Origin of the sequence: Mesorhizobium sp. WSM3859 (genome assembly GCF_002295065.1) — a bacterium.
GTDB lineage: Bacteria > Pseudomonadota > Alphaproteobacteria > Rhizobiales > Rhizobiaceae > Mesorhizobium.
Map to the genome: position 1 here is coordinate 187103 of NZ_NSGG01000008.1, position 22564 is coordinate 209666.

The 22564-nt window shown below is 63.2% G+C and carries 28 protein-coding genes and 1 pseudogene; 19 read left to right on the plus strand and 10 right to left on the minus strand.

The features are described 5' to 3' along the window. Nucleotides 1-417: 417 nt before the first annotated feature. The 5 genes from CK230_RS18815 to CK230_RS34105 form a co-directional block, all read right to left on the minus strand. Nucleotides 418-636: a hypothetical protein gene (locus tag CK230_RS18815; protein WP_245429971.1), complete on the minus strand. Its 219-nt coding sequence runs from the start codon at nt 634-636 to the stop codon at nt 418-420. Nucleotides 637-775: 139 nt separating this feature from the next. Continuing rightward, nucleotides 776-1378 (minus strand): ATP-dependent Clp protease proteolytic subunit, encoded by a 603-nt coding sequence (locus tag CK230_RS18820; RefSeq protein ID WP_095818624.1) that lies wholly within the window; start codon nt 1376-1378, stop codon nt 776-778. 16 nt (nt 1379-1394) lie between these two features. Next, on the minus strand, nt 1395-1871 hold the full coding sequence (locus tag CK230_RS18825) for an SRPBCC domain-containing protein (RefSeq protein WP_095818625.1): 477 nt from the start codon (nt 1869-1871) through the stop codon (nt 1395-1397). Beyond that, a complete protein-coding gene (locus CK230_RS18830) occupies nt 1868-2182 on the minus strand; it encodes a metalloregulator ArsR/SmtB family transcription factor (RefSeq protein WP_095818744.1) in 315 nt (104 codons plus the stop codon). The genes CK230_RS18825 and CK230_RS18830 overlap by 4 nt, the downstream gene beginning before the upstream one ends. A gap of 59 nt (nt 2183-2241) precedes the next feature. Continuing rightward, nucleotides 2242-2835, minus strand: coding sequence for a cupin domain-containing protein (locus CK230_RS34105; protein ID WP_348629164.1), 594 nt, complete (start codon nt 2833-2835; stop codon nt 2242-2244). Between CK230_RS34105 and CK230_RS18840 the strand changes: the two genes are divergently transcribed. From CK230_RS18840 to CK230_RS18850, 3 genes are all read left to right on the plus strand, one after another. Next, nucleotides 2819-3343: a single-stranded DNA-binding protein gene (locus CK230_RS18840; protein WP_095818627.1), complete on the plus strand. Its 525-nt coding sequence runs from the start codon at nt 2819-2821 to the stop codon at nt 3341-3343. The genes CK230_RS34105 and CK230_RS18840 overlap by 17 nt on opposite strands. A gap of 94 nt (nt 3344-3437) precedes the next feature. After that, on the plus strand, nt 3438-3836 hold the full coding sequence (locus CK230_RS18845) for a DUF2306 domain-containing protein (RefSeq protein WP_095818628.1): 399 nt from the start codon (nt 3438-3440) through the stop codon (nt 3834-3836). Nucleotides 3837-3855: 19 nt separating this feature from the next. Next, nucleotides 3856-4287 carry an OsmC family protein gene (locus CK230_RS18850; RefSeq protein ID WP_095818629.1) on the plus strand — a complete coding sequence of 144 codons (432 nt, stop codon included), beginning with the start codon at nt 3856-3858 and terminating at the stop codon, nt 4285-4287. 65 nt (nt 4288-4352) lie between these two features. On the opposite strand, the gene CK230_RS18855 is transcribed toward CK230_RS18850, so the two are convergent. Together CK230_RS18855 and CK230_RS18860 are read right to left on the minus strand one after the other, a co-directional pair. Continuing rightward, a complete protein-coding gene (locus CK230_RS18855) occupies nt 4353-4982 on the minus strand; it encodes a MarC family protein (RefSeq protein ID WP_095818630.1) in 630 nt (209 codons plus the stop codon). Nucleotides 4983-5309: 327 nt separating this feature from the next. Then, nucleotides 5310-5840, minus strand: coding sequence for a hypothetical protein (locus CK230_RS18860; protein WP_095818631.1), 531 nt, complete (start codon nt 5838-5840; stop codon nt 5310-5312). An 85-nt stretch (nt 5841-5925) separates the two neighbouring features. Here CK230_RS18860 and CK230_RS18865 point away from each other — a divergent pair, with 85 nt between their 5' ends. Further along, nucleotides 5926-6753, plus strand: a complete 828-nt coding sequence (locus tag CK230_RS18865) for an AraC family transcriptional regulator (RefSeq protein WP_095818632.1) — start codon at nt 5926-5928, stop codon at nt 6751-6753. Nucleotides 6754-6800: 47 nt separating this feature from the next. Here CK230_RS18865 and CK230_RS18870 read toward each other — a convergent pair. Then, a pseudogene (locus CK230_RS18870) lies at nt 6801-7010 on the minus strand (SulP family inorganic anion transporter); the annotation flags it as partial. A 186-nt stretch (nt 7011-7196) separates the two neighbouring features. Between CK230_RS18870 and gyrA the strand changes: the two are divergent. Continuing rightward, entirely contained in the window at nt 7197-9983 is a 2787-nt protein-coding gene (gyrA, locus tag CK230_RS18875) for a DNA gyrase subunit A (RefSeq protein WP_095818633.1), read from the plus strand. Nucleotides 9984-10033: 50 nt separating this feature from the next. Here the strand turns inward: gyrA and CK230_RS18880 are convergent, their stop codons facing one another. Beyond that, entirely contained in the window at nt 10034-10186 is a 153-nt protein-coding gene (locus CK230_RS18880) for a hypothetical protein (protein ID WP_095818634.1), read from the minus strand. A gap of 194 nt (nt 10187-10380) precedes the next feature. Between CK230_RS18880 and coaD the strand changes: the two genes are divergently transcribed. The 9 genes from coaD (at nt 10381) to CK230_RS18925 (ending at nt 17366) form a co-directional block, all read left to right on the plus strand. Next, on the plus strand, nt 10381-10881 hold the full coding sequence (coaD, locus tag CK230_RS18885) for a pantetheine-phosphate adenylyltransferase (protein ID WP_095818635.1): 501 nt from the start codon (nt 10381-10383) through the stop codon (nt 10879-10881). Between the two features lie 126 nt (nt 10882-11007). Beyond that, nucleotides 11008-11505, plus strand: a complete 498-nt coding sequence (locus tag CK230_RS18890; protein WP_245429976.1) for a peptidylprolyl isomerase — start codon at nt 11008-11010, stop codon at nt 11503-11505. A gap of 30 nt (nt 11506-11535) precedes the next feature. After that, nucleotides 11536-12048, plus strand: coding sequence for a peptidylprolyl isomerase (locus tag CK230_RS18895; protein ID WP_095765300.1), 513 nt, complete (start codon nt 11536-11538; stop codon nt 12046-12048). Between the two features lie 10 nt (nt 12049-12058). After that, a complete protein-coding gene (locus CK230_RS18900; protein WP_095818637.1) occupies nt 12059-12508 on the plus strand; it encodes a DMT family transporter in 450 nt (149 codons plus the stop codon). After that, the gene (queA, locus tag CK230_RS18905; protein ID WP_095818638.1) at nt 12508-13596 is read left to right on the plus strand and encodes a tRNA preQ1(34) S-adenosylmethionine ribosyltransferase-isomerase QueA; all 1089 of its coding nucleotides are present in this window, start codon (nt 12508-12510) and stop codon (nt 13594-13596) included. Before CK230_RS18900 ends, queA begins: the two co-directional genes overlap by 1 nt. Beyond that, entirely contained in the window at nt 13586-13855 is a 270-nt protein-coding gene (locus tag CK230_RS18910; protein WP_095818639.1) for a hypothetical protein, read from the plus strand. The genes queA and CK230_RS18910 overlap by 11 nt, the downstream gene beginning before the upstream one ends. Then, nucleotides 13848-14978, plus strand: a complete 1131-nt coding sequence (gene tgt / locus CK230_RS18915) for a tRNA guanosine(34) transglycosylase Tgt (RefSeq protein ID WP_095818640.1) — start codon at nt 13848-13850, stop codon at nt 14976-14978. The genes CK230_RS18910 and tgt overlap by 8 nt, the downstream gene beginning before the upstream one ends. A gap of 64 nt (nt 14979-15042) precedes the next feature. Then, on the plus strand, nt 15043-15768 hold the full coding sequence (locus CK230_RS18920) for an SDR family NAD(P)-dependent oxidoreductase (protein WP_095818641.1): 726 nt from the start codon (nt 15043-15045) through the stop codon (nt 15766-15768). Nucleotides 15769-15992: 224 nt separating this feature from the next. Beyond that, on the plus strand, nt 15993-17366 hold the full coding sequence (locus CK230_RS18925) for a hypothetical protein (protein WP_141246057.1): 1374 nt from the start codon (nt 15993-15995) through the stop codon (nt 17364-17366). A gap of 48 nt (nt 17367-17414) precedes the next feature. On the opposite strand, the gene CK230_RS18930 is transcribed toward CK230_RS18925, so the two are convergent. Beyond that, on the minus strand, nt 17415-17834 hold the full coding sequence (locus CK230_RS18930) for a DUF4864 domain-containing protein (RefSeq protein WP_095818643.1): 420 nt from the start codon (nt 17832-17834) through the stop codon (nt 17415-17417). Nucleotides 17835-18044: 210 nt separating this feature from the next. On the opposite strand from CK230_RS18930, the gene CK230_RS18935 reads away from it, so the two are divergent. The 5 genes from CK230_RS18935 to CK230_RS18955 all read left to right on the plus strand — a co-directional run bounded on the left by CK230_RS18935 (nt 18045) and on the right by CK230_RS18955 (nt 22515). Then, nucleotides 18045-18281, plus strand: coding sequence for an Lrp/AsnC ligand binding domain-containing protein (locus tag CK230_RS18935; protein ID WP_059185676.1), 237 nt, complete (start codon nt 18045-18047; stop codon nt 18279-18281). A 168-nt stretch (nt 18282-18449) separates the two neighbouring features. Continuing rightward, complete coding sequence (locus CK230_RS18940) at nt 18450-19862, plus strand: circularly permuted type 2 ATP-grasp protein (RefSeq protein WP_176480146.1); 1413 nt, start codon at nt 18450-18452, stop codon at nt 19860-19862. A 131-nt stretch (nt 19863-19993) separates the two neighbouring features. Beyond that, on the plus strand, nt 19994-20935 hold the full coding sequence (locus CK230_RS18945) for an alpha-E domain-containing protein (RefSeq protein WP_095818645.1): 942 nt from the start codon (nt 19994-19996) through the stop codon (nt 20933-20935). A 21-nt stretch (nt 20936-20956) separates the two neighbouring features. Beyond that, entirely contained in the window at nt 20957-21751 is a 795-nt protein-coding gene (locus CK230_RS18950; RefSeq protein ID WP_095818646.1) for a transglutaminase family protein, read from the plus strand. 32 nt (nt 21752-21783) lie between these two features. Further along, nucleotides 21784-22515 (plus strand): peptidase, encoded by a 732-nt coding sequence (locus CK230_RS18955; protein WP_095818647.1) that lies wholly within the window; start codon nt 21784-21786, stop codon nt 22513-22515. The last annotated feature ends 49 nt before the right edge of the window (nt 22516-22564 follow it).

Genomic DNA, 22564 nt, shown 5'->3' on the forward strand with positions numbered 1-22564 from the left:
AACGAAGCCGGCCGTCTTTCGATGGCCTCGCCGCCCAACTGGCGACCTGCGAGACGCCGCAGGTGATAGCGATTAGCGCTTCGAACGACATTGTCCAACGGACCCAGGAGCGGAGCATGACGCCACCGGACAGTCCCTTGAGGCTCCACACGGAGATGGAGCCGCGGCGGGCATAAGTGCCAGGGCAGACTTGAAACGCCAGCCCGACAAACCGTGACTTGCCGATTCCCTACAATCAGAGACCATAGTCGGATCGTCGGCCGAACGCCGCGTTGCATCCGAAACAGAACGCCGGCAGTCCACTCCCGGCTAAAGTTGGATTTTCAGATCCATGAAGCCCCATCCGTCTGCTCAGCAGGGATGGGGCTTATATTTTGGGGGAATGCCTGGCGCTCGGCAAGGGCGCTGCGCTTTCGATTAGTGGTTCGGGACCCGGGCGGCGCCCGTCGCCATGTCGATCGTAATGCTCCCGCCGATCCTGACATCGGTGTTGCCGATCTTGAAAGAGCCGTCGCTGCCGGCGGGCTGCGCGTCATCTGGCTCGGGCTGCGGCGCCGGCTTGGCGATGCGGTAGTCGCTGCTGACGCCCGGCAGTTTTTGCGACGGGCTGTCATCGGCAAGCGCGGTGCCGGCCATCAGAGCGCCAGCAAGCGCGGCGAGGGCGGCGCGTAAAAATCTGGGCTGAACGGACCTGATCATGCGTGGACTATAGGGACGCAACTGGAGCGATGCCAGACGCGGGGCGATCAAATGCTGCGCGTCCGGCTCGAGACCGTCAGGCGGCCTTCTTGCGCGTATCGTAGACGTGGTCGACGAGGCCCCATTCCTTCGCCTCCGCGGCGCTCATGAAATAGTCGCGGTCGAGCGTGCGCTCCACTTCCTCATAGGTCCGGCCGCAATGCCTGGCGTAGAGCTCGGTCATATGCTGCTTGGTGCGCACGATGTCTTCGGCGTGGCGCTGAATGTCGGAGGCCTGGCCCTGGAAGCCGCCGAGCGGCTGGTGCAGCACGATCCTGGTGTTGGGCAGGGCAATGCGCCGTCCCGGCATGCCGGCCATCAACAGGAACGAGCCCATCGAGGCGGCAAAGCCCATGCAGACCGTCGACACCGGACAGGAAATGTATTGCATGGTGTCGTAGATGGCGAAGCCGCTGGTGACCATGCCGCCGGGCGAGTTGATGTAGAGCGAGATCTCCTTGTCGGGATGGTCGGATTCCAGCGACAGCAGCTGCGCGCAGACCAGCGCCGAAACGTTGTCGTTGATCTCGCCGTTGATAAAGACGATGCGCTCGCGCAGCAGCCGCGAAAAGATATCGAAGGAACGCTCGCCGCGGCTCGACTGCTCGATGACCATCGGCACCAGATTGGCAATGCTCATGACGGATGTCCTCTTATCAGGCCGCGCGCAACATCATTGAAGGCGCATTGGCCGCGGTTGGGGTCTTGCGGGCATGAAGCGAGAGCCCGCAGCCGGCGCCGGCAATGTGCAGAACAGGCTCCGCCACCGGGACGAAGCCGTCATGGACGATGCGAAGATGCGTGCCTCCGGAAGCTGTGCGGGCCAGCGTGAAGGTGACGATGCTGTCAAAGGCGGGAAGGCGGTCCGCGTCTTTGTCGGCGGGCCGCTCGCGCCAGGAATAGCGCAGCAGCCTGCCGGGCTCGGCCTCGAGCACCTCGCATTCGATCGGCGCATCCGGTCCGGCAAAGGCGAAGCGGCCGCCGGCTTCAGCCTTGATGTCGTTCGGCATCACCCAGGCGGCCAGCAGTTCCGGCTCGGTCAGCGCCCGCCAGACTTTTTCAGGCGGATCGGGAAGATCGCATTCGAAGCTGAGCGGCGCCTCGGCCGCTGCCGGGTTCTCTGCCTTGGTCATTGGTCCATTCCCTTCAGAACCGTCTTCAACTTTTCGATGCGTTCCGGCCAGAAGGCGCGGTAACGTTCGATCCAGCCGAGCAGCGGGTCGAGCCCCTGCGGATCGGCGCGGTAATAGGCGTTGCGGCCAGCGCGCCGCTCGACCACCAGACCGGCGCCACGCAGCACGGCAAGGTGCTGCGAGACCGCCGGCTGCGACACGCTCATGCCGGCGCGCAGCTCGGTCACGTTCATCTCGCTGACGGTCAGGCGCTCGTAAACGGCACGTCGCGTCGGGTCTGCCAGGGCGCGGAAAATCTCTGCTTCGATCATGATCAAAGCATAAGTCGATGCTTATTGGTTTGGCAAGCCTGTTTCTTGGCAGGCTCGTGTTAGGAGACCCAGCGCCTCACCGGCTCCGCCGCGCCGTCGAAACTCGCCTCGAAGATCGGTGAGGCGAGCACGGCGTGGACATGAAGCAAAGCGGTGCCGAGATTGCGGAAGCCGTGCTTGCGATGTGCCGGGATGATTATAGACTGACCGGCGGTCAGCACAGCTCGGTTATTCTCGATCCACATTTCGGCCTCGCCGGCAACGACCGTCAGCACTTCCTCCACCGTATGCGAATGTGTCGGGGCGCCGGTTGCCGGATCGACCCATTGCTCGAAAATGCAGAGGTCGGTCGCGCCGTTTGTGGCGGCAACCTGCATGCGGGTTTCAACTCCGGCCCGCCACAATTCGCGGGGCTGGTCTTGGTGCAAAATGATGCGCATGTGGATGTCCCCTTTTGCCTTTGCCGCCCAAGACACTACCTTTTGCTGACATTCCTTGACAGGTGCAGTTGTCAGGAATAGAACGAAAAGAGAACAAAAACCTTGTGGGAAAAGCCAGCCTTTGCAGGCATGGGTGGCCCGCAAGCTGTAAGGTGAGCGACTTAAAATTTGTTTCGGATGAGCGCGGAGAAGTAAGATGGCGGGTAGCGTCAACAAGGTCATTCTGGTCGGCAATCTCGGGGCGGACCCTGAAATCCGCCGCCTGAATTCCGGCGATCCGGTCGTCAACATCCGCGTCGCCACCTCGGAAAGCTGGCGCGACAAGAACTCGGGCGAGCGCAAGGAAAAGACCGAGTGGCACAATGTCGTGATCTTCAACGACCAGCTCGCCAAGGTGGCCGAGCAGTATTTGAAGAAGGGCATGAAGGTCTATGTCGAGGGCCAGTTGCAGACCCGCAAATGGCAGGACCAGACCGGTAATGATCGCTACACGACCGAGATCGTGCTGCAGAAATTCCGCGGTGAATTGCAGATGCTCGACGCGCGCGGCGAGGGCGGCGGCGGCCAGGTCGGCAATTATTCCGGCGGCGGCAGCAGCCGCGGTTCCGATTTCGGCCAGTCCGGCCCGAACGAAGGTTTCAGCCGCGGTGGCGGTGGCGGTTCCAAGGGCGGCGGTGGCGGCGGTTCGTCGCGCGAGCTGGACGACGAGATCCCGTTCTAAGTTTTGTTTTGCGCAATTCCGGACGGAAAACCGCTACGCACTTTTCCTGGAATTGCTCTAAGCGTCTCGACATGGTCGTTTAGGGGAAGGCGCGATGTCGCTCGGACCGCTTCTGTCGGCGCCGCCTCCCATTCCATGGCATGCCTTCGCGGCCTTCTCCGCTTTAGCCATCGGCGGCGCCCAGCTGGCGCTGCCGAAAGGCACCGTGCGTCACCGCATGCTGGGCTATGCCTGGGTGGCGCTGATGCTGGTAATCGCCATTTCGAGCTTCTGGGTCCAGCAGATCCGGATCATCGGTCCGTTCAGCCCGATCCATCTGTTGTCGATCCTGGTGCTGGTCACCGTGCCGCTGGCGGTCTGGCATGCGCGCAACCACCGTGTGGCGAAGCATCGCAAGGTGATGATCTCGCTCTATGTCTTCGCATTGATCGGCGCGGGCGTCTTCACGCTGCTGCCCGGCCGGATCATGCACGCCGTGGTGTTCGGCCAGTAACCTTGTAAGGAAGATCAACGTGAAAGCACGCGTCAAATGGGTTGAGGAACGCACCTTTGTCGGCGAGTCCGGCACCGGCCATAAGGTCGTGCTGGGCACCGCGCATGGACCGGAAGGCCGGACGCCGGGACCGAGCCCGATGGAGTTGGTGTTGATCGGGACAGGCGGCTGCTCGGCCTATGATGTCGTCCATATCCTCGAAAGAGGCCGCGAGGCGATCGAGGATTGCGTGGTCGAGCTCGACGCCGACCGGGCCGAGACCGACCCGAAAGTGTTCACCCGCATCCATATGCATTTCATCGTCAAGGGTCGCGCGCTGTCGCACGACAAGGTGAAACGGGCGATCGATCTGTCGGTCGAAAAATATTGCTCGGCCTCCGCGATGATGGCCAAGACAGCAACGCTGACGCATGATTTTGTGGTGGTCGAGACGGGGCCAAGTAGGCAGTAGGCAGTAGGCAGTAGGCAGTAGGCAGTAGGCAGTAGGCAGTAGGCAGTAGGCAGTAAGGGTGACGCTCAAGCGGCCATCAACGCCCTGATGCCGTCGGCCACGAACTGTACCGCCAAGGCCGCCAGGATGACGCCGAGCAGGCGCGTCAGGATCGAGCGGCCGGTCTGGCCGAGGATGCGGTCGATGCGCTCCGACAGCACGAACACCAGATAGGTGATGACGAGGCAGAGGAAGATGATGCCGACCAGGGCTGCCTGAGCGGCAAAGCCTTCAAAATGTCCCGATAAGAGCACCGTCGCCGAGATCGCGCCGGGGCCGGCGATCAGCGGGATCGCCAGCGGGAAGGCGGCGATGTTGTGGATCATGTCCTTGGTGATGGCGACGTCGCCAATCTTCTCCTTGCGGTCCTGGCGGCGCTCGAACACCATTTCGAAGGCGATAAAGAACAAGAGAAAGCCGCCGGCGACGCGGAAGGCCGGCAACGTGATGCCGAACACCGACAGGATCGAGGCGCCGGCAATCGCAAACAGCGCCATCACCAGGAAGGCGATCACCGAGGCGCGGACAGAGACCTGCTGGCGCTCCTCGCGGTTCATGCCGCGGGTGACGGCGAGGAAGAGGGGCGCCAGTCCCGGGGGGTCGATGGTCACCAGGATGGTGACGAAGGCGTTGAACAGGCTGTCGAAACTCGGCATCGCTGGTCCCCTCCCCGCCGGGCGAAGCCCAGCCTCCGCAATTGGTAGAGCAAAGCCCGGGCGGTGGGAACAGGCGGGAGGGGAAATGGCGGGCGAAGTTGTGAAAGCAGGCGGGACAGCGCCCCTCTCTGTCCTGCCGGACATCTCCCCCACAAGGGGGGAGATCAGATGTCGCATCGGCCTTCGCCAATCACCAGCGAGCAGGAAGGGCGCCATCGCCGAAACTGCCAATCTCCCCCCAAGTGAGGGAGATGCCCGGCAGGGCAGAGGTGGGCGCGAAGGATCGCTACGGCTCTTGTTTTGTGCCGCTGCGATCTTCGGTGGTCGTCAGCTCTTACCCACCCGCCGCGCTAAAAACTCCACCTCCATGCGCCAGGTCGCGCCGCCGTCGTGCGAGCGCTCGCCGAGCCAGCGGAACGAGTTTTCGGTGATGCGCGAGAAGCTCCAGCGCACCGACGCGCCGGTGCCATCGGAGCCGACCTGGACGATCGTGTCGCCCTCGGCGCGGCCGAGCTGCCTGCTGTAATACTGGTTGCGCGGGTCGCTCCAGAAGATGTGCCAGGCGTCGGCGCCGGGATCGTAGACGCGCAATGTCGTGCCGTAGAAGGTCCATGGCCCGAGCGACGGGGAGGGACCCGCGTCGCGGGCGGGCAGGATCCAGACGTCCTGCACGGCCCGGCCTTCCAGAACCCAGCCGAAATGCACCTCGCCGCGACCGGTGAGCCTGGTGCCATCCTCGAGAATGCGGGTGGCGTCGAATGTCCAGGCGCCGACGAAGCGGCCGTAGAGCTTCAGCTTTTCGGCGTGGTCAGGATTGGGGCCGTCGCTGTGCAGGGATTCGGCGAAGGGATCGGTCATTGTCGCTGCCTCGTTTGTCAGGAGAGGGTAAGCAATAGCGGCGGGACAGGGTTCGTCGCTTGGGAAAAATTGCTATCTTCCGGCCATGGCGACCGCGCAGAAAACTCTGGCTTCCGGGTATGGCTGGTCGGTGTCCGACGTGGTCTGCACGGCGGCCGCGGGCGACAAGCCGTTTGAGGAGGAGCACGGCAACTTTTGCATTGCCGCCGTGAGCAGAGGCACGTTCCGCTATCGCACGCGCCAGGGCACGGCAATGCTGGCCCCAGGCGCCATCCTGCTTGGAAATCCCGGCGCCTGCTATGAATGCGGGCATGAGCATGGCGCCGGCGATCGCTGCCTTTCCTTCCATTTTTCGCCAGCCTATCTGGAGCGCGTCGTGGCCGAACTGCCGCGCGCGAAGCGGCTGGGCTTCGCCGATCCGCGCCTGCCGCCCTTACCGTCGCTGACGCCGGTGCTGGCCGAGGCGGAGGCCGCGCGGGAAAGGGGCGATAACGAGGCGTTCGAGGAACTCGGCCTGCGCATCGCCGGCGCGGTGGTCGCGGCTGCCTCCGGTCCTCCCAGAATGGCGCGGACACCCAGCCGCCGCGACCAGAAACGGGTTGCCGAGGCGGTGCGGCTGATCGAGCTCAATGCCGAATGGCCGCTTTCGCTGGCCGAACTCGCCGTTCAAACGGCGACCAGCCCGTATCATTTCCTGCGCATTTTCCGGCACGTGGCCGGCATGACGCCCTATCAGTTTCTGCTGAGGACCAGACTGCACCGCGCCGCGGTGCGGCTGCTGACATCGGACACGGCGGTATCGACGATCGCCTTCGATGCAGGCTTCAACGACCTGTCGACTTTCAACCGCCGATTCCGGCGCCAGATGGGGGAGGCGCCGGGCGCCTATCGCAGCCGTCGCGCGGGCCGATGAGGTCCTGCCTTCATCGGCCGGATTGCCCTCAGTCCGACGCCGGGGGCGACCGAGCCGGCGACGAAGGTGAAAAAGCCGATCTCCGGCGCGAAACCGCCGAGCCGCGCCGTCGCCGTCTGCTCGGGGATGGCGATCGCCAGCGTTATGCCGGCCGCTGGGTCGCCGTTGAGGTCTTTCGTCGTCCAGCCGCTCAAGGCGCGCAGGGGCAACCAGGAGTTCGCCGCGACTGCCGTGCCCATCTCAGGGTGACGATCCATTGCCGGCCTATACCCCTTCAACCGCGACTTCGGGGCGAAATGCACTGTGGCCATATCGTCGCAATCAGCGGTATCCATTTGAAATTACCATCAAAATTGTCTCTGGAAAAGTCCGCCCGACATTGGAGTTTCGGCAAGGCTTCCTATATAAGCAGGCAGTGATTCCCGACTGGATTGTGACCTGATTTGACCGACCAGAAGACACCGCGCGGGCCGGACGGCGGCCCCACCGGCATCGAGCCGATTTCGATCATCGAGGAGATGCAGCGCTCCTATCTCGATTACGCCATGAGCGTGATCGTCAGCCGCGCGTTGCCCGACGTACGCGACGGCCTGAAGCCGGTGCATCGCCGCATTCTCTACGCCATGCAGGAAGGCGGTTACCACTGGAACCGCAAGCATGTGAAATCGTCGCGCATCGTCGGTGACGTGATGGGTAAATACCATCCGCATGGCGACGCCTCGATCTATGACGCTTTGGTGCGCATGGCGCAGGATTGGTCGCTGCGCGTGCCGCTGATCGACGGGCAGGGCAATTTCGGCTCCATCGACGCCGACCCACCGGCAGCCATGCGCTACACGGAGTCGCGGCTCACCAAGGTCGCGCATGAGCTCCTGGAGGATATCGACAAGGAAACGGTCGATTTTCAGGACAATTATGACGGCGCCGAACAAGAGCCGAAGGTACTGCCGGCGCGCTTCCCCAACCTTCTGGTCAACGGTTCCGGCGGCATCGCGGTCGGCATGGCCACCAACATTCCGCCGCACAACCTGACCGAAGTGTGCAACGGCGCCATCGCCCTCATCGACAACCCGGCGATCGATCTGACCGCGCTAATGGAGATCGTGCCCGGCCCGGATTTCCCGACCGGCGGCATCGTGCTTGGCCGCTCCGGCATCTACAGCGCCTATTCCACCGGCCGCGGCTCGATCGTCATGCGCGGCCGCGTCGAGATCGAACAGCGCGGCAACGACCGCGAATCCATCGTCGTCACCGAAATCCCCTATCAGGTGAACAAGGCGGCAATGATCGAGAAGATGGCCGAACTGGTGCGCGAAAAGCGCATCGACGGCATTTCCGACATCCGCGACGAGAGCGACCGCCAGGGTTATCGCGTCGTCATCGAGCTGAAGCGCGACGCCGTCGCCGACGTCATCCTCAACCAGCTTTACCGCTTCACGCCGCTGCAGACGTCGTTCGGCGCCAACATGGTGGCGCTGAACGGCGGCAAGCCGGAAGTGATGACGCTGATCGACATGCTTAAAGCCTTTGTCGGCTTCCGCGAGGAGGTGATCAGCCGCCGCACCAAATACCTGCTGCGCAAGGCGCGCGAGCGGGCGCATGTGCTGGTCGGCCTGGCGATCGCCGTCGCCAACATCGACGAGGTGATCAAGCTCATCCGCACCGCGCCCGATCCGCAGACGGCGCGCGAGCAGCTGATGGAGCGGCGCTGGCCGTCGCATGACGTCGCGCCGCTGATCAAGCTGATCGACGATCCGCGCCACCGCATCAACGAGGACGGCACCTACAATCTCTCCGAGGAACAGGCTCGCGCCATCCTCGATCTGCGCCTGCAGCGCCTGACCGCGCTCGGCCGCGACGAGATCGCCGACGAGTTGAACAAGATCGGCGCCGAGATCGTTGATTTCCTTGATATTTTGTCCTCTCGCGCGCGCATCCAGCAAATCGTCAAGGACGAGCTGATCGCGGTCCGGGACGAGTTCGGCACGCCGCGCCGCACCGAGCTCTCCGAGGGCGGGGCGGACATGGAAGACGAGGATCTGATCCAGCGCGAGGACATGGTCGTCACCGTCAGCCATTCCGGCTACATCAAGCGCGTGCCGCTGTCGCTGTACCGGGCGCAGCGCCGCGGCGGCAAGGGCCGCTCCGGCATGTCGACCAAGGAAGAGGATTTCGTCACAAGGCTGTTCGTGGCCAACACGCATACGCCTGTGCTGTTCTTCTCCTCGCGCGGCATCGTCTACAAGGAAAAGGTCTGGCGGCTGCCGATCGGCAACCCGCAATCGCGCGGCAAGGCGCTGATCAACATGCTGCCGCTCGAGCAGGGTGAGCGCATCACCACAATCATGCCGCTGCCGGAGGACGAGACCAGTTGGGGCGAGCTCGACGTGATGTTCGCCACCACGCGCGGCACAGTGCGCCGCAACAAGCTGTCCGATTTCGTCCAGGTCAACCGCAACGGCAAGATCGCCATGAAGCTGGAGGAAGAGGGCGACGAGATCCTCGGCGTCGAGACCTGCACCGACAATGACGACGTGCTTTTGACGGCGAATTCCGGCCAGTGCATCCGTTTCCCGGTCTCCGACGTGCGTGTCTTCCAGAGCCGCAATTCCGTCGGCGTGCGCGGCATAAGCATGGCTGAGACCGACCGCATCATCTCGATGTCGATTATCGAGCATGTCGATGCGTCACCCGCCGAGCGCGCAGCCTTCCTGAAGCGTGCGGCGGCCGAGCGCCGGCTTGCCGCCGGCGGAGCGGGCGAGGAAGAGGAGATCGCGCTCACCAATGAGGAGGTCGGCGAGGAAGCCGAGCTTTCCGACGAGCGTTACGAGTTCCTCAAGGCGCACGAGCAGCTCGTGCTGACGGTGACCGAATACGGCTACGGCAAGCGCTCGTCGTCCTATGATTTCCGCCTGACGGGGCGCGGCGGCAAGGGTATCCGCGCCACCGACGTGTCGAAGACGGCCGAGATCGGCCGCTTGGTTGCGACCTTCCCGGTCGGCAATGACGATCAGATCATGCTGGTTTCGGACGGCGGCACGGTGATCCGGGTGCCGGTCAACGGCATACGCTTCGCCAGCCGTGCCACCAAGGGCGTGACGATCTTCAACACGGCCGAAGGCGAAAAGGTTGTCTCGGTGGAGCGGATTTCGGAGCCGCAGTCGGACGAAGAGGCGGAAGACGTGGCTTCGAACGAGGCCGGTGCGGACGATACGGGCGGGAGCGAATAGGATTTCGTCCGGCTCAACCGGCCCGTTTGGCCGGTTCGATCATGTTGGGATCAGTGGCGGCGGTAGAGGTTGCGGTGGGCAAAACCATCGAGGCGCTTGGTGTTGGCCTTGACGCGCACCCGCGCCGCTTCCTGATGCAACCCGAATGCGGTCGCGATGAGCATCACGATGGTCATTGCTGTGGCAAGCATGTAGATCAGCATTTGCGTGTTCTCCTGCGCTTACAACGGATCAAATGGTGATTTGGTTTCACCTCTTGAAGCGGCAACCTAGTGAACGCTGCGTGAGACGTTCGTGATCGTCGCATTCATCTGTCGTTCATGTCCGCGAAATGGTTCACGGATGGCCGCAATTAATCGGATTTGCCTTCCGTACGCCCGCCCGCTAGAAGCCTGCCATGACCGAACGCACCGCCCTTTACGCTGGCTCCTTCGACCCGCTGACCAACGGCCATCTCGATGTGCTGAAAGCCTCGCTGGCGGTGGCCGGCACCGTCTATGCGGCAATCGGCATCCATCCAGGCAAGAAGCCGTTGTTTTCCTTCGAGGAACGCGTGCAACTCATCGAGGCCGCGACCAAGGCCGAATTCGGCAAGGATAGCGGTCGTATCAAGGTCGTTTCCTTCGATGGGCTGGTCATTGACGCGGCCCGCAAGCACGGCGCCTCGATCATCATCCGCGGCCTGCGCGACGGCACCGACCTCGATTACGAGATGCAGATGGCCGGCATGAACGAGACGATGGCGCCGGAACTGCAGACAGTTTTTCTCCCCGCCAGCCCGTCGGTGCGCACCATTACCGCCACACTCGTGCGCCAGATTGCCTCGATGGGCGGCGACATCCGTCCGTTCGTGCCGGCGGCTGTCGCCGGGGCGCTCACCGCCAAGTTCACCAAATAGGTTTTCCCGGAGATCCCCATGCAGCTGAAGAAGCTCGCTTCGTTCCTTGTCGTGCTTGCCGGCCTTTTCGCGGCATCCCTTTTCTCGGCATCCGGGCCGGCCGTCGCCGCCGACAAGGAAAACACCATGGTCATCACGCTCAAGGATGGCGACGTGACCATCGCGCTGCGCCCCGACCTGGCGCCCAAGCACGTCGCGCAAATCAAGAAGCTGGTGCGCGACGGCGCCTACGACAATGTCGCCTTCCACCGCGTCATCGACGGCTTCATGGCGCAGACCGGCGACGTCAAGTTCGGCAATATGAAGAAGGGCTTCAACCCCGAGGCCGTCGGCACTGGCGGTTCCGACCTGCCCGACCTGCCGGCCGAATTCTCGCAGAGCGAGCAGTTCACGCGCGGCGTGGTCGGCATGGCCCGTTCGCAGGACCCGAATTCGGCCAACTCCCAGTTCTTCATCATGTTCGCGCCGGCGCCGAACCTCGATGGCCAGTACACGATCGTCGGCAAGGTGGAGAGCGGCATGGACCTCGTCGACAAGATCAAGAAGGGCGAAGAGGCCGACAACGGCACGGTCACCGACCCCGACCGCATGATCAAGGTTCGCATCGCCGCCGACGGCAAATAAACCCCTCAATTTTCAAAAAGGATTTCTGACATGGCTGAGATCAAGGATCGCGAGAACGCGCTGATCATGGAAACGACCAAGGGTCCGGTCGTCATCGAGATGTATCCCGAACTGGCGCCCGGGCATGTCGCCCGCATCAAGGAGCTGGCGCGTGAGGGCGCCTACGACGGCGTCGTGTTCCATCGCGTCATCGACGGCTTCATGGCGCAGACCGGCGACGTCAAGTTCGGCAACTCCTCGAAGCCCACCTATGCTCCGTCCCGCGCCGGCATGGGCGGTTCCGACAAGCCGGACCTCAAGGCCGAGTTCTCCAACGCCAATCATGGCCGTGGCGCCTGCTCGATGGCGCGCGCGCAGAACCCGAATTCAGCGAATTCGCAGTTCTTCATCTGCTTCGACGACGCCGCCTTCCTCAACCGCCAGTACACGGTGTGGGGCCAGGTCATCGAAGGCATGGAGAATGTCGACAAGATCAAGCGCGGCGAGCCGGTGCAGGATCCCGACAAGATCGTGTCGCTGAAGGTCGCGGCCGACGTCAAGTAAAGGCATAACGATGATGGGCGCAGTCTGGTCCCTGCTTGGCATCCTGTCCGGCGCCTTCATCGCCGTCCAGGCGCCTATCAATTCGCAACTGGCGCGCGGCCTCGGCCTTCCGGTCGCGGCGGCGGCGTTCTCCTTCCTGTCGGGCGCCATCGTGCTTGGCATCATTGCCGTCGCGGTGGTGAGGCTGCAGGGCATCTCGCTCGACTGGAAGGCGCCGGCGCCATGGCTGTTCATCGCCGGCGGCATGCTCGGCGGCTTCTATGTCACGCTCTCCACCATTCTCACGCCGCGCATTGGCGCCGCGGCTCTCATGGCCTTCCTGGTCGCCGGGCAGTTGCTCGCCGGCATGCTGATCGACCGCGTCGGCTTCCTTGGCGTCGCGGTGCGCGAAATCTCGCTTGGCCGCGTCGCCGGCGCGGTAATGCTGCTCGCCGGGGCGCTGCTCATCCGGCTTTTCTGATGCGTGTCGACCTGTTCGACTTCGACCTGCCGGAGGAGCGCATAGCGCTTCGCCCGGCGGAGCCGCGCGACAGCGCCCGGCTGCTGGTCGTCAAACCGGGCGAAACGCTGCAGGATTGCGTCGTCCGCGACCTGCCTTCGCTGCTGCGTGAAGGTGACGTGCTTGTCTTCAACGACACCAAGGTCATCCCGGCGCAGCTGAAAGGCATGCGCAAGCGCGGCGAGGCGGTGGCGCAAGTCGAGGCGACGCTGCATATGCGCGTGGCGCCGGACCGTTGGCAGGCCTTCATGCGGCCGGGCAAGCGCATCGCCGCCGGCGACCGCATCCATTTCGGCCATGACGGCAATTCCTGCTTCCTCGGCCAGCTCGATGCGACGGTCATCGAAAAAGGCGAGGCGGGCGAGGCGCTGCTCGGCTTCGACCTGTCCGGGCCGTTCCTGGACGAGGCGCTGCATGCCGTCGGCCACATTCCGCTGCCGCCTTATATCGCCTCGAAGCGCGATGACGACGAGCGCGACCGGGCCGACTACCAGACCATCTATGCCAGGGAAGAGGGCGCCGTCGCGGCCCCAACCGCCGGGTTGCATTTCACGCCGGAGCTGTTTGCCGCGCTCGACGCGAAAGCTATCGAACGCCGTTTCGTCACGCTGCATGTCGGCGCTGGCACGTTCCTGCCCGTCAAAGCCGACGACACGGCCGATCACAAGATGCATGCCGAGACCGGCTCGGTAAGTGCCGAGACAGCAGCGGCGCTCAACGCGGCCAGGGCGCGGGGAGGGCGGATCATCTGCGTCGGCACGACGTCACTGCGGCTTCTGGAGAGCGCGGCGCGTGACGACGGCAGCATCGAGCCCTGGTCCGGACCTACCGACATCTTCATCACGCCCGGCTATCGCTTCCGCACCGCCGACATGCTGATGACCAATTTCCATCTGCCGCGCTCGACGCTGTTCATGCTGGTCTCGGCCTTCAGCGGGCTTGAGACAATGCGTGCCGCCTATGCGCATGCCATCGAAAATCGCTACAGGTTCTACTCCTATGGCGACGCCAGCCTGCTTTACCGAGCGGAGACGAGCGATGGACGATGATCTCGACGGCATGGACCGCGACACGCTGATCGCGGAAGTGAGGAAGCTGCGCGCCGGCATCCGCGTGCATCGCGATACGACCGGGCATGATCTGTGCTGGCATCATCCCAATCTGTGGGGCCTTTTGCCGGAAAAGACCGAGCCGTCGATCGCTGTGCCGCCCTGGCCGAAATTCATGCGCGGTTGCATCCGCTACCGGCAGTCGCTCGACGAGCAGGCGTCCGATGCGCCGGTGCACGACAAGGAATTCAATGGCTGAAACTTTTTCCTTCAGGGTGCTTGCCACCGACGGCAGGGCCAGGCGCGGTCTTGTCTCGATGCCGCGCGGCGAGATCCGCACGCCGGCCTTCATGCCGGTCGGCACAGGCGGCACCGTCAAGGCCATGTATATGGATCAGGTGCGCGGCGTCGGCGCCGACATCATCCTCGGCAACACCTATCATCTGATGCTGCGGCCGGGCGCCGAGCGCGTGGCCAGGCTCGGCGGATTGCACGAGTTCGCGCGCTGGCCGCATCCGATCCTGACCGACAGCGGCGGCTTCCAGGTCATGTCGCTGTCGAAGCTCCGGAAATTGACCGAACAGGGCGTGACCTTCCGGTCGCATATCGACGGCGCGCCTTACGAAATGTCACCGGAGCGGTCGGTCGAGATCCAGGGGCTGCTCGATTCCGACATCCAGATGCAGCTCGACGAGTGCACCGCGCTTCCGGCCAAGCCCAACGAGATCGAGCGCGCCATGGAATTGTCGCTGCGCTGGGGCGAGCGTTGCAAGATTGCGTTCGGCGATCAGCCGGGCAAGGCGATGTTTGGCATCGTCCAGGGCGGCGACAGCGCGCCGATGCGTGTGCGTTCGGCGCAGGCGCTGAAGGCGATGGACCTCAAAGGCTATGCCGTCGGCGGGCTGGCTGTCGGCGAGCCGCAGTCGGTGATGCTGGAGATGCTCGACATCACCTGCCCGGAGCTGCCGGCCGACAAGCCCCGCTACCTGATGGGTGTCGGCACGCCGGACGATATCTTGAAATCGGTGGCGCGCGGCATCGACATGTTCGACTGCGTGATGCCGACGCGCGCCGGCCGCCATGGCCTGGCCTATACGCGCCGCGGCAAGGTCAACCTCAGGAACGCCCGCCACGCTGACGATCCGCGGCCACTCGACGAGGAGAGCGATTGCCCGGCCGCGCGCGATTATTCGCGCGCCTACCTGCATCATCTGGTCCGCTCGCAGGAAGCGCTCGGAGCGATGCTGCTGACCTGGAACAACCTCTCCTACTATCAGAAGCTGATGCACGACATCCGGACGGCCATCGAGGCGCAAGCTTTTGAAGCGCGCGCCGCCGAGATCACCGAAGGCTGGGCGAGGGGCGATATCCCGGCGATCTAGCCGCTGGTACTGCCGATTGACGGACGTTCTGCCTGGGAGCAGAGTCCTGTCTGAGGGATCAGCCATGGCTGTGACGTTCGACTTCGCCGGCAAGACGGCGATCGTGACCGGCGGATCGAGGGGCATCGGCAAGGCCGTGGCCACGCAACTGGCACGATCGGGATGCGACGTCTGGATATGGGATGCCGATCCAACGCCAATCGACGGAATCCGCAGCCAGACAGTCGATGTGACCAAGGCACGCGATATCGGAAATGCGCTCAGCGAGGTGATCGCCGAGAGCGGCCGGGTCGATATTCTCGTCAACAATGCGGGCTATCTCGGGCCTTATCGCAGCTTCGCGGCTTTCGACCCGGCCGAGTGGCAGCGCATCATCGGAGTCAACCTCATCGGCACGTTCGAGGTCTCGCACCAGGTTTTGCCGTTCATGCGCAAGACCGGCAGCGGCCGCATCGTCAATATGGGCTCGCTGGCCGGCAAGGAGGGATTGCCTAATCTTGCAGCCTATTCGGCGGCGAGCGCAGGTATCATCGCTTTTACCAAAGCCTTGTCGCGTGAAGTCAGTGACACCGATATTCGCGTCAATTGCGTCGCGCCGGGGCCGATCGATACCGAGCTTATTAGGCGACTTGGCAATCAAGTCGTCAGCGACATGATTGGCGCAAGTCCGCTCAAGCGCCTTGGCGCCGTCGAAGAGGTCGCGGAGCTGGTGCTCTGGCTTTGCTCCGATGCCGTCAGCTTCAACACGGGCGCGGTATTCGACATGTCCGGCGGCAGAGCCCGCTACTGAACACTGGTTTATGTGCTGGGGCGAGCCGAGGGCCGCAGGCCTGTGCTTGAGCATGTGCGAACTATTTTGAAACGACTGCGAATATAAAGATTGCCGGATGATCTCAGGCAAAGGCGCAGACCTTGCTCGTCTCGGAACAAGCCTCGGCGTCAGGCGAGGCGCAGACAAATCGCGCCAGCGGCTCTCGCGAGTCTGCAGCCGCCGTTCAGCAATGGGCGGGAGCGGTGCTGCCGGCTGTCGCGGTCATCGGGGTGGCCGGCCTCGTGCTTCGGGCGCTCGGCGCGCGTGGCGACCCCTGGCTGGATGAGATCTGGAGCCTGGTGCAGCTTGAGCCGCTCACCTCGATCGACCAGATATTCTGGCGCATAAATCACGACAACAACCATTTCCTCAATTCGATCTATCTCTACCTGGTCGGCGCCGATGCCTCGCCACTGCTTCAGCGCGGGCTGTCGATAGCGCTGGGGGTCGGCGCGATCGTCGCCGCGGGAGCGGCTGCTCGAGGTCGATGGGCAGCTGTCGCCACGAGCCTGCTGTTCGCCATCAGCTATCCGATGGTTCACTATGGCTCGGAAGCGAGAGGCTATGCCGGCCTGGTGTTGTTCACGCTTCTTGCCGTCATGTTCCTGGAGCGTCGGCTCGACGAAAGAGGTTCGGGCGTCGCGTTCGGGGCGATCGTCCTCCTTGGCTTTCTGTCCCATCTCATCATGGTGGAAACCGTGGCTGTCCTGGTTGCCTGGGCTGCCTGGATCGTCTGGCGGCGCACCGGCAGCCTCGGGCGGGTCAATGTGGAGCTCGGTCAGATCTTCGCGCCGGCCTTCCTGGCCGTGCTGCCGCTTGCCGCCTGCATGCTGATTGGCTCGCTGCTGTTCGGCTTCAGGATCGGTGGCGTCCTACCATTCTCGCTTCACGCCTTCGGACAGGGCTATGGCGGAATGATCCGCTACCTGTTTGGCGTGCCGGATTGGATCGGCGACTGGGTTTCCATCGCTGCCGCCTGCGGGCTCGTCTGCGTCTGCGCCGCCATATGGCGCGATCGGCGAGCCAGCCTCTATGTCATTGGGATCGTCGGGTTGCCCTTTATCATGGCGATGGCACGACCGCCCAATTCCGAATTCCCGCGCTACTTCCTCGTTCCCGCAACATTGATGCTGTTGTGGGCGGGCGAGCTGCTTGGGCGTGGTTTCGCCGCCGGAGGCAAGTACCGTCTGTTCGCGGCGGCCGCAATGGCGGCAATCCTCGCCGGCACGACGACGCTTCTGCTGCCATTCTACGAATATGGGCGGGGGTCCTACGGCGCGATGGTCGACAGGATGACGCGTGACGGCGCAGCCGACTACGCTGCCAACCAGGAGTTCCGGACCGTGATGACCGTCGATTATTTTGCCAAACGGCTCGGGCGTCAGGCCTCGGTTGTCGCCATGGACAAGATATGTGACCGACATCCGTCCTGGCTGATCCTCGAGGGGTCCATCGACCGGCAGCCGCAATATGTAGACCTCGTGCCGGCCTGCAGGTCGGCCTATGAGCGTGTCGATGCCTCGACGAGCTGGGGTCTTTCAGGCCTGGCCTGGACGCTGTATCAGCGCCGGGATTGAGAGCGGGCCCAGCCAAACTCCGGACGTCGCACGCGTTCCCGGAATTGCTCAGGTGCTGACCGAGGTCGAGGCGCGCAGGCTGCAGCCGGTGATCTTGAAACTGCCATCCGCCTGCTGCTGCAGCGTATAGACCGCCTCGTAATCCTTGCCGTCGGGTCCGACGATCAGCACCTGCTGGACGATTGAACCAGGCCCCGTCTCCTCGACCCTGCCGAAGGAATAGGATTGGGGCTTTCGCACCGGCGCGTAGCCGTTCGTCACCATGTTCATGAAGGTGTCGACGGTCGGAAAGATCTGCTTCACGTTCGGCGCGGCGAAACTATAGGCGGTGGCGCCGTCATCGGCGATGAAGGCCTTCAACTGGCTATCGATGACCGTCTGCGCGGCCTTGATCTGCGCATCGCCGGCGAAGGCAAGCGAGGTCATCAACATCGGAACAAGGGCTATTGCGAACAAAGCGCGGCGCATGGGCTGCCTCCCGGGAATTCGCCTGGCGATCGACTCTAACATACGCGTCGCGGCATGGTGTGGTTTCACCGACCCGCGAAGATTTCGCCATTTCGGCGCCGGAGGCGGGGCCGGGTGCTCTTTGAGCCGCGCGGCGCGTGAAGCTTGAAAGCCGGGCGGCAGTCTGCCACAAGGGCCGCTTATTCATGATGCAGGCGGCAGGACCGGGCAATGAAGGCATTTTTCGTGCAGATTAAATGCGATCTGGGCAAGGCCTATGAGGTCGCCAGCGCGCTTGCCGACGCCGAGATCGCCTCCGAAATCTACTCGACCGCCGGCAACTACGACCTGCTTGCCAAATTCTACGTCGACGACGAGGAGGATATCGGCCACTTCGTCAATGAGCGGGTGCAGATCCTGCCCGGAATCAAGGACACCTTCACCATCGTCACCTTTCGGGCGTTCTGACCGGCCTGGCGATGCCCGGCCGGCAAGCAGGGGCTGACCCGACCTTGCCGCCTGTGCCTTAAATTTAGGCAATTTGCATAGAGTGGCCGTTACAGCTTCCTAAATCATCGATTGCCCTTGATTTTCTCCGGCTAGGCCAGTGAAATGGCCTTATAGGGGAGTACACGATTGGCAGCGTTCGACGAAATGCTTCCGGAAGTTTCCGGATTGAGAAGACCTTATGAGGCTTACGATCGCTGGCTGAAGGAGCAGGACCCGGCCAGGCTTACCGAGAAAATGCAGGACGCCGAGCGCGTCTTCCGCAAGACCGGCATCACCTTTGCCGTCTATGGCGAGCAGGAAGCTTCCGAGCGGCTGATCCCTTTCGACATTGTGCCGCGCATCCTCTCCGGCCAGGAATGGCGCCGGCTGACGCAGGGCATCGAGCAGCGCGTGCAGGCGCTGAACGCCTTTCTCGACGACATCTATCACCGCCAGGAGATCCTGCGCGCCGGACGCGTGCCGAGGGAGCTTGTTGCGAAGAACGAGGCCTTCCTGCCCGAGATGATCGGGGTGAAGCCGCCGGCGGGCGTGTACACCCATATCATCGGCGTCGACATCGTCCGCATATCGGAGAACGAGTTCTATGTGCTGGAGGATAATGCCCGCACGCCGTCCGGCGTCTCCTACATGCTGGAGAACCGCGAGACGATGATGCAGCTCTTTCCGGAGCTGTTCCAGAAGATCAAGGTGCGGCCGGTCGAGAACTATCCGCAGCTCCTGCGCCAATCGCTCGCCGCGGTCAGGCCGCAAAGCGCCAAGGGCGCGCCGACCATCGCGGTGCTGACGCCAGGCTCCTACAACTCAGCCTATTTCGAGCATGCCTTCCTCGCCGACCAGATGGGCGTGCAACTGGTCGAGGGGCAGGATCTGCGCGTCGTCGATGGCCATGTCGCAATGCGCACGACCGAAGGCTACAAGCAGATCGATGTGCTTTACCGGCGCGTCGACGACTCCTTCCTCGATCCGCTGACTTTCCGCCCGGACTCCGCGCTCGGCGTGCCGGGCATCATGGATGTCTACCGCGCCGGCAACATCACCATCGCCAATGCGCCGGGCACCGGCATCGCCGACGACAAGGCGATCTATTCCTACATGCCGGAGATCGTCGAGTTCTACACCGGCCGCAAGGCCATTCTCGGCAACATCCCGACCTGGCGCTGCTCGGAGCCGGACAGCCTCAAATATGTGCTCGAGCACATCAGCGAACTGGTGATCAAGGAAGTGCACGGCTCCGGCGGCTACGGCATGCTGGTCGGCCCGGCCGCGACCAAGAAGGAATGCCAGGAGTTCGCCAAGAAGCTGCAGGCGAAGCCCTCGAACTACATCGCCCAGCCGACGCTGGCGCTGTCGACCTGCCCGATCCTGACCGAAAAAGGCCTGTCGCCGCGCCATGTCGATCTGAGGCCTTATGTGCTGGTTTCCGACCGTATCCAGATCGTGCCGGGTGGTCTGACCCGAGTCGCGCTGAAACAGGGCTCGCTGGTGGTCAATTCCTCGCAAGGGGGCGGGACGAAGGACACCTGGGTCCTTGATGATTGAGATGAGTGAGTAGGGAATAGTGAGTAGTGAGTAGTCAGTAGGGGACAGAGCAATGTCATATTCAATCGAAACTCGAATTTTCACTACTCACTACTGGCTATTCCCTACCCACTAGCCCGAAGGGCCTTCCCATGCTTCTCGGCCGCACCGCAAACGGTCTCTACTGGATGAACCGCTATATCGAGCGGGCCGAAAATATGGCGCGCCTCGTCGATGCCGGCCTGCGCATGGCGCTGACGCGCACGCAGAATGCGTCCGAGGAATGGAATTCGGTGCTGCTCAGCGCCGGCTCCGACATCGCCTTCAGCCAGAAGTATCAGGACTATACAGCCGCCAACGTCTCCGACTTTCTGCTGCGCGACACCTCGAACCCGTCGAGCACGATGTCGTCGATCGAGACGGCTCGCAACAATGCCCGCATGGTGCGCACGGCGCTGACGCGCGAGACCTGGGAAAGCATCAACGAGGCCTGGATGTCGCTGAAGCGCATGCTGGCGAGGCCGATCGACGAGCGCGACTTGCCGACGGTGCTCGATGCCATCAAGCGCGAGACGGCGCTGATCCGCGGTTCGTTCTACGGCACGATGCTGCGCAACGAGATTTTCGATTTTTCGCAGCTGGGCACCTATGTCGAGCGCGCCGACAATACGGCGCGCATCCTCGATGTGAAATATTATGTGCTCTTGCCTTCGCTGTCCTGGGTCGGCTCGACGCTGGACAACTACCAGTGGGAGTCCATCCTGCGCTCGGTGTCGGCGCATCGCTCCTATCGCTGGGTTTATGAGGCCGACTACAAGCCGACGAATATTGCGGACTATCTGATCCTCAATGTGCGCATGCCGCGCTCGCTGACCTTCTGCTATCGCTTTCTCGGCGAGCACCTGAAATTCCTCGCCGACGACTATGGCGAGCGCCATGCCTGTCACGCCACCGCCGAGAAGATCCAGGCGTTGCTCAAGAGGGGCTCGATCAAGGATATATTCGATCACGGCCTGCACGAGTTCCTGGCCGAGTTCATTCGCGACAACACCCGGCTGGGCGACGAGATCGCCCAGGATTACCGGTTCAATTGAGCGGGGCTGAGGGCGGGCGTCATGCGGCTCAAGATCACCCATCGCACCGAGTACCACTACGATGCGCCGGTGCAATATCTGCTGCAGCGGCTGCGCCTGCTGCCCCTGAGCGGACGTACGCAGACCGTCGGCTCCTGGGCGATCAAGGTCGAAGGCGCGCGCGAGGAGGTGCGCTTTACCGATCATTTCGGCAACGACACGCGGCTGGTGAGCGCCGAGAGCGGCCAGAGCGCGATCACCGTTGAGGCGGCGGGAGAGGTGACCACGCATGACACGGCGGGCGTGACGGGCCAGCATCAAGGCTTTGCGCCGCTCTGGCTGTTCGGCCAGCACACGCAGCTTACCGCCGCTGGCGAGGGCATACGTGAGGTGGCGGGCGCGGTCGGGCAGGGCACCGAGATCGAGCGACTGCACCGGTTGATGGCCGCTATCGGCGAACGGGTCGCCTACAAGCCCGGCACGACCAGCGTCGTGACGCCGGCGGAGGAGGCGCTCGCGCTGAAGTCCGGCGTCTGCCAGGATCACAGCCATATCTTCATCGCCGCGGCCGTCGCCCTTGGCTTTCCGGCTCGCTATGTCAGCGGTTATCTGATGATGGATGCCGCCGTCGAGCAGGCTGCAAGCCATGCTTGGGCCGAGGCCTATGTGGTAGGGCTCGGATGGGTTGCCTTCGATCCAGCGAACGGTATCTCTCCCGACGAACGCTATGTGCGGGTGGCGACGGGGCGCGACTATCGCGACGCCTCGCCGATGTCGGGGATACTGCTGGGGCAGGCGCAAGAGAAGCTTGCCGTCACCGTCACGGTGGAGCAGTAATTTCCGACGGGATTCGCTGTTAAAGAAGAATCATGACATATTGCGTCGGCCTCAAGATCGATCGCGGGCTCGTGTTCATGTCGGACACGCGCACCAATGCCGGCATGGATTCGATCTCGACCTTCAAGAAGATGCACATCTGGGAAGAGCCGGGCGAGCGCGTCATCGTGCTGATGTCTGCGGGCAACCTTGCCACCACGCAAGCCGTGGTCAGCCTGCTCGACGAACGCAACAAGACCGTTGGCGACCGCCATCCGAAGCTGCTCGAGACGCCGTCCATGTACCAGACGGTGCGGCTGGTCGGCGACACGGTCAAGGAAGTCATCGAACATGCCTCGCCGAACGGCGACAAGGCGGATTCCTACTTCAATGCCTCCTTCATCCTGGGCGGCCAGATCAAGGGCAGCCCGCCCAGGCTGTTCATGATCTACCCGGAAGGCAATTTCATCGAATCGACCGACGACACGCCTTTCTTCCAAATCGGCGAGACGAAATACGGCAAGCCGATCATCATCCGTGCCTATGACCGGACAATGGGCCTGGCCGAAACGGTGAAGCTGCTTCTGGTGTCGTTCGACTCGACGCTGAAATCTAACCTTTCGGTCGGGCTGCCGCTCGATCTGCTGTTCCTGGAGAAGGACAGCTTCAAGGTCGGGCTCAACAGGCGGATCGCCCAGGACGATCCCTATTACCGCACCATCTCCGACGGCTGGTCGAACGCCTTGAAGGCGGCCTTTGCCAGCCTGCCGGATTTCCCCGGTTAGGGTCCGCGCTTCGCGGCCGGTTGGGCATCTGTATTTAACGCGATTAATC